The following is a 9,458-nucleotide window of genomic DNA, read 5'->3' as shown; positions in this document are numbered from 1 at the left end:
GCTACCGTTCTGTCGGGCTGCATCACAGCCGCAGAACTACAGGCCGTCCCGCCCGCGCTCGGAGCGGCGGCCATGTCCGCGACGACGACTACAAGGCACCCCTCTTGAGCTCAGACACGCGCACCGGCGATCCGGTCGTATCCGTCATCATTCCGGTTCACAACTCCAAGGATGTTCTCGACGATCAACTTCGAGCCCTCGCTCGACAGGACTACGAGAATTCCTTCACAGTGATCATCAGCGACAACGGCTCGACCGACGGCCTTCGTGACCACGTCGAACACCATTGCCTTCGCACCAGCCTGGATTTGAAGTATGTCGATTCCGCGGGAGTCCCCGGCGCATCGTTCGCACGCAACTGCGGAGCAGACGCCGCCGACAGCGAACTGCTCGCCTTCTGCGACGCCGACGATGCAGTACACCCGAGCTGGCTCCGGCGCATCGTCGCCTGTCTGGAGGAGTACGACCTGGTGGGTACCGGCCTGGAAACGGACTCCCTGAACTCCGACGCCGCACGTGCAGCCACACCGTTCGCACCGTCCTCGGAACAAGGCCAATCCGGATTCCTGCCGTTCGTCATCGGCGCCAGCATGGCGTGCCGCACGTCGACCTACCGACACCTCGGGGGCATGCTCGACCACATCCACGCGAGCGAGGACATGGAATTCTCGTGGCGGGCACAGCACGAGGGCTATCGCATGCACTTCATCGCCGAACCGTTGGTCTCGTATCGACTACGCACCGGCCGCCGAGAGAACTGGAGACAAGCAGGCGCTCTGGGGTACGGATCGGCGCATGTGCGTGGACTTCATCGCATACACGGTTGCCCGCCTTTTCGGCTCCGCTCGATTCTCGTCGCCCTACTCGTACTCGGCATCAGGAACCCACTGCTGCCCACTGCAGTGACCAAGCTGCCGACTCGACTCTGGCTACGGCTGGTGGCTGCGCACCTCGGCCTGGTCCGCGGCGGTCGACGCTACGGATCGTTGGCCTGGTGACCCTGGCCGCGTACGACGCTAGCTGGGTCGTAGCGTCAGGATCCGCGGCCCGTCCTCGGTGACGGCAACGGTGTGTTCCCAATGCGCGGACCTGGACCCGTCGGTGGTCACGACCGTCCACCCGTCGTCGAGGATGTCGGTGTCGTAGGTACCGAGGGTCAGCATCGGCTCGATCGCGAGGGTGGATCCGACGACCAGCTCCGGTCCTTTGCCGGGCGCGCCTTCGTTCGCGAGGAAAGGCTCCATGTGCATTTCCCGGCCGATGCCATGACCGCCGTACCCGTCGACGATTCCGTACGTGCGGCCGTGCGCCTGCTCGGCCGCGTGGGTTCCGGATTCGATGGCGTGTGACACGTCGGTCAGCCGGTTGCCGGGAAGCATCGCGGCGATACCGGCCTCCATCGACAGCCTCGTCGCCTCACTCAGCATTGCATCGGCCTCGATGATGTCGCCGACACCGAACGTCCACGCAGAGTCTCCGTGCCAACCGTCGAGCACCGCCCCACAGTCGATGGACACCAGATCGCCCGCGACCAAGAGCTCGTCCGCCGACGGAATGCCGTGCACCACACGGTCGTTCACCGAAGAGCAGATACTGCCGGTGAAGCCGTGGTAACCGAGGAACGACGGCACGGCACCGGCGTCACGAATGACCGCCTCGGCCACTCGGTCGAGCTCGAGTGTCGACACACCGGGTACCGCCGCTGCCCGGACGGCAACCAAAGCAGCGCCGACGACCGCGCCGGCCGCAGCCATGGCGTCGAGTTCGCCGGCACTGCGGAACGGCACGACCTTGCGTTTACGGCCGAACGCCATTACTTGCCGTGGTCCTCGATGGACTTCAGCGCGCGAGCGTTGACCTCGTCCACCTCACCGATCGCGTCGACCGTGACGAGTTGACCCTCGTAGTAGTCGAGCAGAGGAGCAGTCTCGTCCCGGTACACCTTGAGTCGGTTCCGGATGACGTCTTCCTTGTCGTCCTCGCGTCCGCGCGAGAGCATGCGTTCGACGACGACGTCCTCGTCGACCACGAAGGACAGTACGGCGTCGAGCTTCGCGTCGAGATCCGCCAGGATGCCGACCAGTGCCTCGGCCTGACCCACCGAACGGGGGAAGCCGTCGAGCAGGAAGCCGTTGACGGCGTCCGGCTCGGCGAGACGACTGCGGACCATGTCGATGGTCAGCTCACTGGGAACCAGGTCGCCGGCATCGAGGTACTTCTTCGCTTCGAGTCCGAGCGCCGTCTTCTCACCGATGTTCGCGCGAAACAGGTCGCCGGTCGAGATGTGCGGAACGCCCAGCTTCTCGGACAGGAGGACGGCTTGGGTGCCTTTGCCGGCACCGGGGGGACCGAGCAGAACAAGTCTCACTTGAGGAACCCTTCGTAGTTACGCTGCATCAGCTGGCTTTCGATTTGCTTCACGGTGTCCAGGCCGACGCTGACCATGATCAGCACGGCGGTGCCACCGAAGGGGAGGTTCTGTCCTCCACCCGAACTACCGATGTCGAGGAACAGGTTCGGGAGCACGGCAATGGTGCCCAGGTAGACCGCTCCCGGCAACGTGATGCGACTGAGGACGTAGTTCAGGTAGTCGGCGGTCGGCTTGCCCGGACGGATGCCGGGGATGAAGCCACCGAACTTCTTCATTTCGTCGGCGCGCTCTTCGGGGTTGAACGTGATCGCCACGTAGAAGTACGTGAAGAAGACGATCAGACCGAAGAAGATCGCGATGTAGACCGGGTTCGCGGGGTTCACCAGGTACTCGTTGATGATGCGCTGCCACCAACTCGGATCGACCGCGGTGCTCGCAGACGTGAGCTGGGCGATGAGGTTCGGCAGGTACAGCAGCGACGACGCGAAGATCACCGGGATGACGCCGGCCTGATTGACCTTGAGCGGAAGGTACGTGGACGAGCCGCCGTACATCTTTCGACCGACCATGCGCTTGGCGTACTGGACGGGAATTCGACGCTGCCCCTGCTCGACGAAGACCACGCCGCTGATGATCAGGAACGCTGCGAAACAGACGAAGCCGAACACGAGCCCGCCGCGGCTCTCGAGGATCGAGTTGCCCTCGGACGGGATACGCGAGGCGATTCCGGCGAAGATCAGTAGCGACATGCCGTTGCCGACGCCGCGCTCGGTGATGACCTCACCGAACCACATGACGACGGCTGCACCTGCGGTCATGACGAGCACGATGATGACCAGGCCGAAGATGCTCTGGTCGGCGATGATGTCCTGCTGGCATCCTTGCAGCAGTTGGCCTCGTGAGGCGAGCGCCACCAGGCCGGTCGCCTGCAGGATGGCCAACGCGATCGACAGATAACGCGTGTACTGCGTCATCTTGGCCTGTCCCGACTGCCCCTCCTTGCGGAGTTCCTCGAACTTCGGGATGACGACGGTGAGCAGCTGCACGATGATGCTGGCGGTGATGTACGGCATGATGCCGATCGCGAACACCGAAAGCTGAAGGAGCGCTCCACCGGAGAACAGGTTGATCAGCGAGTAGATCCCCGCCGAATCGCCACCGGAGACCTGGTCGATGCATGCTCGGACATTGGCGTAGTCGACACCCGGCGACGGCAGCGTGGCACCGAAGCGATACAGGGCGACCAGACCGAGCGTGAAGAGGATCTTCCGTCTCAGGTCAGGAGTCCTGAGGGCCGACACGAAGGCGGAAAGCAAAGATCCTCCTGGCACGACTGCATTGACGCTGCGAGTGCTTCGTCGGGAGCGACTGCTGCTCCCGTGAGCCTCACGAGCATGGACTGCAAGCGACATGCGTCGCCCGCATCGAAACGAACTTCTGTGAACTCTAGAACTCTAACAGTGCGTATCGAACCGCCCGACGGTCAGTGTTGGACCCTGTCCGTTCGGTCGACCACGGCACGTGGTGCCGAGGCAACGATGGCCGCAGCTCAGCTGCGAGAGCTGTGGCTGCGGCCATCGTCACGAACTGCTGGTCGATGCGCTGCTAGTCAGCACATCGAACCGATGCTCATACCTCGGTTGCAGAACCGCCGGCAGCGGCGATCTTTTCCTTGGCGGAGCCCGTGAACTTGTTGGCCGAGATCTCGACCTTCACGGTCAGGTTTCCGTCGCCGAGAACCTTGACGGGCTCGTTCTTGCGAACGGCACCCTTGGCGATGAGCTCGGGGATTCCGATCTGACCGCCCTCGGGGAACAGACGCTCGATGTCGCGCAGGTTCACGACCTGGAACACGACACGGTTGCGGTTGGTGAAGCCCTTGAGCTTCGGGAGCCGCATGTGGAGGGGCATCTGGCCACCCTCGAAGCGTGCCGGCACGTTCTTGCGTGCGCCGGTTCCCTTGGTACCGCGACCTGCGGTCTTGCCACGCTTGCCACCTTCACCGCGGCCGACACGAATCTTCGTCGACTTGGATCCGGCTGCGGGGCGCAGGTGGTGCAGTTTGATGGTCATGGTTAGACCTCCTCAACAGTTACGAGGTGGCGCACCGTGTTGACCAGTCCGCGGTTCTGCGGGTTGTCCTCGCGGACGACCGTCTGGCGGATGCCCTTGAGCCCGAGAGTACGCAGGCTGTCACGCTGGTTCGCCTTCTGGCCGATGGTGCTCTTGATCTGAGTGACCTTCAGCTGAGCCATTACTTCACCGCTCCTGCCTGTGCGCGTGCGCGCAGCATTCCGGCGGGTGCAACCTCTTCGAGGGTGAGGCCGCGGCGAGCCGCAACTTCCTCGGGACGCTGCAGACCCTTGAGGGCTGCGACGGTCGCGTGCACGACGTTGATGGCGTTGTCGCTACCGAGCGACTTCGACAGCACGTCGTGGACACCGGCGCACTCCAGCACTGCGCGAACAGCACCACCGGCGATGACGCCGGTACCGGCGCTGGCCGGACGCAACATGACGACGCCGGCAGCGGCTTCGCCCTGGATGGGGTGGGTGATGGTGCCGGCGATCATCGGGACGCGGAAGAAGCTCTTACGAGCCTCCTCGACACCCTTCTGGATGGCCGCGGGAACTTCCTTGGCCTTGCCGTAGCCGACGCCGACCAGTCCGTTGCCGTCACCGACGATGACGAGGGCGGTGAAGCTGAAGCGTCGACCACCCTTGACCACCTTGGAGACGCGGTTGATCGTGACGACCTTCTCGATGAAGTTCGACTTGTCCGCAGCGTTGCCGCCACGGCCGTTGTCACGACGATCGCGACCGCCACCACCGCGGTTGTCGCCGCGCTGGTTGTTGTCGCCACCTGCGTTGGGGCCACTGTTCTGTCCGGCGGGGCCGCTTCCGCCGTCACGCCGTTGACGTCCCGGCATCAGGCTGTCCTTCCGTTGTCAGTCATTGTCATCATCAGAACGTCAACCCGCCTTCGCGGGCTGCGTCTGCGAGTGCCGCGATGCGGCCGCTGTAGTTGTTGCCGCCGCGGTCGAACACGACTGCCTCGACGCCGGCTGCCTTCGCGCGGCTGGCGATGAGCTCGCCGACCTTCGCGCTGACGGCCTTCTTGTCGCCCTCGAGTGCGCGCACATCGGCTTCGATGCTCGATGCACTTGCAAGCGTGTGGCCCGCGAGGTCGTCGATCAACTGCACGTGGATGTGACGCGAGGACCGGTTGACGACCAAGCGAGGACGCTCGGGCGTTCCGGAGATCTTCTTGCGAAGGCGGAAGTGACGACGTGCCTTCGACAGGCGACGCTTCGTCGAGACGTCGGTGCCACGCGGAGTGCGCTTGACGACGTTCGCCTTGTCTGCTGTTTGCTGGCTCATATCACTTACCTGTCTTTCCGACCTTGCGGCGGATCACTTCACCCTCGTAGCGGATGCCCTTGCCCTTGTACGGGTCCGGACGCCGCAGACGACGAATGTTGGCAGAGATCTGACCGACCTTCTGCTTGTCGATGCCGACAACGGTGAATCGCGTGGGCGACTCGACCGTGAACGTGATGCCCTCGGGTGCTTCGATCAGCACGGGATGGCTGTAACCGAGTGCGAACTCGAGGTCATTGCCCTTGAGTACCACGCGGTAACCGACGCCGTGAATCTCCATCTTCGTGGTGTAACCGTTGGTGACACCCGTGATGAGGTTCGAGACGAGAGTGCGTGAGAGGCCATGCAGCGAGCGGCTCTTGCGCTCGTCGTCGGGCCGCGTGACGGAGATGGTGCCGTCATCGGCGCGAGCGATCTGAATGGGTTCGGCGACCGTCAGGCTCAGGGCACCCTTGGGGCCCTTGACCGCAACGTTCTGGCCGTCGATGGTGATATCGACGCCAGCGGGGACTGGGACCGGCAATTTTCCAATACGTGACATGGTGGTGGCCTCCCCTACCAGACGTAGGCGAGGACTTCTCCGCCCACACCCTGCTTGGCCGCCTGACGCTCCGTGAGCAGACCGGTGGACGTGGAGATGATCGCCACGCCCAGGCCGCCGAGAACCTTGGGCAGATTGGTGGATTTTGCGTACACCCGAAGACCGGGCTTGGAGACGCGTCGCACGCCGGCGAGGCTGCGCTCACGGCTCGGGCCGTACTTCAGATCGACGATGAGGGTCTTGCCCACCTCGGCGTCTTCCGTGCGGTAGTCGGAGATGTAGCCCTCGCGCTTGAGGATCTCGGCGATGTTCGCCTTGAGCTTCGAGTGGGGAAGCTTCACCTCGTCGTGGTACGCCGAATTGGCGTTGCGCAGACGGGTCAAGAAGTCTGCAATTGGATCGGTCATCGTCATGGTGTGACCTGTGCACCTTTCTCGCAGCGGTTCCCATGCAGCACGCGCGAGCTGGTGCCCCTGGATTCTCGAAAACCCGGCGGGCCTGGCTCGTCACATCGTGGGCCTACAACGAAGTGAACATGTCCTGACCGACTGTTGCCGGTCAGGGGTTGCGCTCCAAGCAGTGCATCGCTGCACTGCCAGGGTTACGAGCTTCCGCATTTCGATGCTGACGTACGGAGAACTCGAGGTTGCGTTCTGTATTGCAAGGACTCGCGTGCAGGCACGACGAAGCCCGGGCAACCGCTCTAGTGTAGGGAACCGGGTGGCATTCTCAAAATCGGCCGTGGTAGAGCTCATGGGGCACCCCGCCGGTGAGAGGCGGCAAACACGACCGCGTTCGTCGGTTCGGTGCAGTAGCCTTCCGACATCATTCCATCGCTCCGGGGGGTTCGATGCATTCAAGTGGTCTTTTCGAAACGGTCGGCGTCCGAACGTGGCCGGGTCCGTTCCGGACGACGCTGTGAGAGCCGATCCGGACCGCATACGTCGAGCCGCAGCCCGAATGTCCGGTCTCGCCGATGCGCTGTGGGACGACATCGACCTCATCCGCCGTGACGCCGACGAGTTGATGGAGTCCTCCTGGACGGGCAACGCGGCCGATTCCCATGCAGTTCTGTGGGCGGAACGGGTCGATTCGGCTCGGAAGATGTGTGGCGCGCGGACCGAGGACGCTGCGCTGCTCGATCGCGTTGCAATCGACTACGCCGCAGCGGACAAGAAGATCGACGCGCACGCGATGGATCCCGGCCTGCGGTTGGACCGTTGATGGCACGCTATGTCGCCGACGTCGAGCGGATTCTCACTCTCGTCGATCGCGCGCACGCAGTTGGAGCCACGATCGAATCCGCCATCGCCGATGTCGAGCGCGAGGTGAACGATCTCGGCGTCGAGTGGGAGGGCGAAGCGGCCGAGGCGCACCGCTCGAAGCACGAGCTACTCCAGCAGGAACTGAACGATATGCGAACCGCGCTCGCCCAACTCGGCACGCTGGCACGACGCGCCCATGACCGCTACCGCGCAGCCGTGGACCACAACAAGCGAATGTGGCCCTGATGGCCCCGATCAGCGTCGACCCGGACATCCTTGCCGATGCGGCTTCCCAGTACGGCAGCGCCAAGACCATATCGAGCGTCGCGATAGCGGAACTCGCCGCGGAACTCGACCGCAACTGGGGCTGCGCAGGCACCGACAACGCCGGAAAGTCTTGGGCCGACAGTTACGATTCCGCAGCATTCGACGCAGTTTCCGCAGCAACCGACATCACGAATGCGTTCGGCAAACTTCATGATCTGCTGGCGGCAACCGGCGTCAATCACGCCAACGCGGAGAATGCGAACACCGTTCCGCCGCCCCCACCGCTACCCACTCCCCCACAACTTCCTCATACGGATACACCGCGCTTCAACGGTTCCTACGGCGGCGACACCGACGCTCCGATGGGGTGGGGCCTGATCACGCGATGGCTACAGGGCCACATGTGGCCCAACGGTGATCCGGAGAAGTTGCGGGGTCTCGGCAGCGCGTGGCGCACCGCCGCCGAGGAGCTACGCCGAGCGAGCGACGCCACGAACTCGGCATGGACCGACATCGAGGACCTTTCTTCCGACGAATTGCCGCAGGTCCTCGCCCAGATGGACGGCGTCCACCTCGCTGCGCACAACGTCGCCGAACAATTCGAGACTCTCGCGAGAGCTTGCGGCGAATGGGCCTCGACCATTCAGGACGCTCACCAAAGCGTCATCGATATCGTGGGGACGGCCATCGTGGCCGGCACGATCGCCGGTGCAGTTGCCGGCTTCTTCACACTCGGCGTGGGAACGGTCGCGGTTACCGGCGCGACGGGCAGCGTCATCGCCGGAAGTGTCATCGCCGTCCTCACCGGAGTGGAAGCGGCGTCGGCAATTGCCGTCGGTGTCACCGTGGCAACCGGGGCGGCGGCCATTGGAATTGCATTGGATGTGCAACCGCTCCTACAAGCAAGTCCGACGACCTTCAACGCAGACACTGGTGGAGGAAATTGGCACTACAACCCCCCACCTCGAAACCTTGCCGGCTTTCCGAAAGCGATACGCGAAAAGACCATGAATGGGCGAAAGCGGTGGGTAGATGACAAAGGAAATATCTACGAGTGGGACTACCAGCACGGAGCCGTCGAAAAGTACAGCAAGAGCGGTAAACACCTGGGGGAATACGACCCCAACACCGGAGCCCAGACCAAACCTGCAGAACCCAGCCGAAAGCCAGGAAAATAAATGTGGCGCCTAGAGAAATTCGACAAGACTACCCACCTCCTTGTGGCCGATTACCCCCTCCACAACATGTCAGCTGACATAGTCGAGAAAATTCTCGACACAACAGACGACGAGCACGAACTTCCCATTGCGATTCGTCAGCACGATGTTCCACTGTCCAAGGCATCAGATTTTGCAGCTTACATGGACGAACCCTTTACGGTGGATGAGAACTGCGAATACGAAGTTGGCTATTCTTCGGACTGACCATCACCGAATGAAATTCCATGCAGCATGGACCTCGGTTTCGTAAAAATCCAAATGAAACTCTGCCCGAGCGATGAACGCCCTCTCGACAATAGACAACATTGGACTGACGCAAAGAGAATCTATTCTCATACACTGACCAACATGGGGGCTGCGAATATATGCGTGGAACTGGCTCCACCCCGACGAGTTCCTTCCAGCCACCGGGAA

Annotated in this window: 14 protein-coding genes; 5 read left to right on the top strand and 9 right to left on the bottom strand. The window is 62.9% G+C overall.

Going from position 1 to position 9,458, the window contains the following annotated elements:
* Window positions 1-104 precede the first annotated feature (104 nt).
* Complete coding sequence (locus MTX35_RS09595) at window positions 105-998, top strand: glycosyltransferase family 2 protein (RefSeq protein WP_243594746.1); 894 nt, start codon at window positions 105-107, stop codon at window positions 996-998.
* An 18-nt stretch (window positions 999-1,016) separates the two neighbouring features.
* On the opposite strand, the gene map is transcribed toward MTX35_RS09595, so the two are convergent.
* The 9 genes from map to rpsH all read right to left on the bottom strand — a co-directional run bounded on the left by map (window position 1,017) and on the right by rpsH (window position 6,705).
* Window positions 1,017-1,814 (bottom strand): type I methionyl aminopeptidase, encoded by a 798-nt coding sequence (gene map / locus MTX35_RS09590; protein WP_243594745.1) that lies wholly within the window; start codon window positions 1,812-1,814, stop codon window positions 1,017-1,019.
* Complete coding sequence (locus MTX35_RS09585; RefSeq protein ID WP_243594744.1) at window positions 1,814-2,368, bottom strand: adenylate kinase; 555 nt, start codon at window positions 2,366-2,368, stop codon at window positions 1,814-1,816. The genes map and MTX35_RS09585 overlap by 1 nt, the downstream gene beginning before the upstream one ends.
* On the bottom strand, window positions 2,365-3,687 hold the full coding sequence (secY, locus tag MTX35_RS09580; RefSeq protein WP_243594743.1) for a preprotein translocase subunit SecY: 1,323 nt from the start codon (window positions 3,685-3,687) through the stop codon (window positions 2,365-2,367). Before secY ends, MTX35_RS09585 begins: the two co-directional genes overlap by 4 nt.
* A 313-nt stretch (window positions 3,688-4,000) precedes the next feature.
* Complete coding sequence (gene rplO, locus MTX35_RS09575) at window positions 4,001-4,444, bottom strand: 50S ribosomal protein L15 (RefSeq protein ID WP_032397532.1); 444 nt, start codon at window positions 4,442-4,444, stop codon at window positions 4,001-4,003.
* Window positions 4,445-4,446: 2 nt separating this feature from the next.
* Window positions 4,447-4,626: a 50S ribosomal protein L30 gene (rpmD, locus tag MTX35_RS09570; RefSeq protein ID WP_008718256.1), complete on the bottom strand. Its 180-nt coding sequence runs from the start codon at window positions 4,624-4,626 to the stop codon at window positions 4,447-4,449.
* Window positions 4,626-5,300, bottom strand: a complete 675-nt coding sequence (gene rpsE, locus MTX35_RS09565; RefSeq protein WP_032365630.1) for a 30S ribosomal protein S5 — start codon at window positions 5,298-5,300, stop codon at window positions 4,626-4,628. Before rpsE ends, rpmD begins: the two co-directional genes overlap by 1 nt.
* Before the next feature lie 34 nt (window positions 5,301-5,334).
* Window positions 5,335-5,751 (bottom strand): 50S ribosomal protein L18, encoded by a 417-nt coding sequence (gene rplR, locus MTX35_RS09560; protein ID WP_032365631.1) that lies wholly within the window; start codon window positions 5,749-5,751, stop codon window positions 5,335-5,337.
* A 1-nt stretch (window position 5,752) separates the two neighbouring features.
* Window positions 5,753-6,292 carry a 50S ribosomal protein L6 gene (gene rplF / locus MTX35_RS09555; protein ID WP_243594742.1) on the bottom strand — a complete coding sequence of 180 codons (540 nt, stop codon included), beginning with the start codon at window positions 6,290-6,292 and terminating at the stop codon, window positions 5,753-5,755.
* Window positions 6,293-6,306: 14 nt separating this feature from the next.
* Window positions 6,307-6,705: a 30S ribosomal protein S8 gene (rpsH, locus tag MTX35_RS09550; RefSeq protein ID WP_008718266.1), complete on the bottom strand. Its 399-nt coding sequence runs from the start codon at window positions 6,703-6,705 to the stop codon at window positions 6,307-6,309.
* Window positions 6,706-7,210: 505 nt separating this feature from the next.
* Between rpsH and MTX35_RS25990 the strand changes: the two genes are divergently transcribed.
* From MTX35_RS25990 to MTX35_RS09530, 4 genes are read left to right on the top strand one after another with little or no spacing between them, the layout of a single operon-like run.
* Window positions 7,211-7,516, top strand: coding sequence for a WXG100 family type VII secretion target (locus MTX35_RS25990; protein WP_243594741.1), 306 nt, complete (start codon window positions 7,211-7,213; stop codon window positions 7,514-7,516).
* Window positions 7,516-7,803 (top strand): WXG100 family type VII secretion target, encoded by a 288-nt coding sequence (locus tag MTX35_RS09540; RefSeq protein WP_243594740.1) that lies wholly within the window; start codon window positions 7,516-7,518, stop codon window positions 7,801-7,803. The genes MTX35_RS25990 and MTX35_RS09540 overlap by 1 nt, the downstream gene beginning before the upstream one ends.
* Window positions 7,803-9,002, top strand: coding sequence for a colicin E3/pyocin S6 family cytotoxin (locus tag MTX35_RS09535; protein ID WP_243594739.1), 1,200 nt, complete (start codon window positions 7,803-7,805; stop codon window positions 9,000-9,002). Before MTX35_RS09540 ends, MTX35_RS09535 begins: the two co-directional genes overlap by 1 nt.
* A 42-nt stretch (window positions 9,003-9,044) precedes the next feature.
* Window positions 9,045-9,248 (top strand): hypothetical protein, encoded by a 204-nt coding sequence (locus MTX35_RS09530; protein WP_243594738.1) that lies wholly within the window; start codon window positions 9,045-9,047, stop codon window positions 9,246-9,248.
* The last annotated feature ends 210 nt before the right edge of the window (window positions 9,249-9,458 follow it).

This window comes from Rhodococcus sp. ARC_M12 (assembly GCF_022810385.1).
In the GTDB taxonomy this organism is placed as follows: Bacteria; Actinomycetota; Actinomycetes; order Mycobacteriales; family Mycobacteriaceae; genus Rhodococcoides; species Rhodococcoides navarretei.
The sequence above is the reverse complement of the archived record's forward strand: the minus strand, read 5'-3'. Positions and strand labels throughout refer to the sequence as shown.

Bases quoted from the DNA above. Each gene is read 5' to 3' on its own strand.
- rplO (WP_032397532.1), bottom strand. From the start codon at position 4,444: ATGACCATCAAACTGCACCACCTGCGCCCCGCAGCCGGATCCAAGTCG.
- rpsE (WP_032365630.1), bottom strand. From the start codon at position 5,300: ATGCCGGGACGTCAACGGCGTGACGGCGGAAGCGGCCCCGCCGGACAG.
- rpsH (WP_008718266.1), bottom strand. From the start codon at position 6,705: ATGACGATGACCGATCCAATTGCAGACTTCTTGACCCGTCTGCGCAAC.
- MTX35_RS09540 (WP_243594740.1), top strand. From the start codon at position 7,516: ATGGCACGCTATGTCGCCGACGTCGAGCGGATTCTCACTCTCGTCGAT.
- map (WP_243594745.1), bottom strand. From the start codon at position 1,814: ATGGCGTTCGGCCGTAAACGCAAGGTCGTGCCGTTCCGCAGTGCCGGC.
- rplF (WP_243594742.1), bottom strand. From the start codon at position 6,292: ATGTCACGTATTGGAAAATTGCCGGTCCCAGTCCCCGCTGGCGTCGAT.
- MTX35_RS09535 (WP_243594739.1), top strand. From the start codon at position 7,803: ATGGCCCCGATCAGCGTCGACCCGGACATCCTTGCCGATGCGGCTTCC.
- rplR (WP_032365631.1), bottom strand. From the start codon at position 5,751: ATGAGCCAGCAAACAGCAGACAAGGCGAACGTCGTCAAGCGCACTCCG.
- rpmD (WP_008718256.1), bottom strand. From the start codon at position 4,626: ATGGCTCAGCTGAAGGTCACTCAGATCAAGAGCACCATCGGCCAGAAG.